The organism is Halomonas litopenaei (assembly GCF_003045775.1).
GTDB lineage: Bacteria > Pseudomonadota > Gammaproteobacteria > Pseudomonadales > Halomonadaceae > Halomonas > Halomonas litopenaei.
The window spans coordinates 1-568 of sequence record NZ_PXNS01000047.1 but is presented as its reverse complement, the minus strand read 5'-3'; the positions used below and the strand labels follow the sequence as shown (position 1 = coordinate 568).

1 protein-coding gene is annotated in these 568 nt (G+C 66.4%); it reads right to left on the bottom strand.

The annotated features are described in order from the left end of the window. The coding region (locus C6W88_RS21805) for a cadherin-like domain-containing protein (RefSeq protein WP_197037180.1) at positions 1–568 on the bottom strand (568 nt) is incomplete at both ends.

Below are 568 nucleotides of genomic sequence, written 5' to 3'. Positions count from 1 at the left end.
GACCTCGACCGGATTGGCCTCGGTACCGTCGGTCACATCGATACCATCGATCTCCACCTTGGCCAGGCTGTCGCTGCCGGTGTCGATGGTGAGCGACCCCAGAGCGGTCTCGAGGTCGGTGGCGGCCTTGCTCCCGCCATCGTCGAGACCCGCCTCGTCCACCTCGCTGTTGCCCGAGGCGTTGGGCGACTCGGGATTGACCTGGACCTCGGGCGTGGCGTCCACGGTGATCGTCAGGGTCGCGCTGCTGATATCACCGTCGGCGTCGCGGATCGCGTAGTTGATCACCGCGTCACCCTCGAAGCCGTCGGCCGGCGTGAAGGTGATATTGCCGTTGGCGTCGACGTTGGTGATGGTGCCGCTGCCGCTTTCCAGGCTCACGCTGTCGGTGACGAAGGTGTAGGGACCGTCGGCCCCGGCCACGTCAGGCTCGCCCGCCGTACCGTCGAGCACATTGACGGTGATCGGCTGGTTCTCGTCGGTCTCGGCGGTGTCATCCTTGGCCGCGGGCACGTCATCCTTGATGTCGATGGTCAGGGTGGCCGGATCACTGGCGTCACCGTCGGAG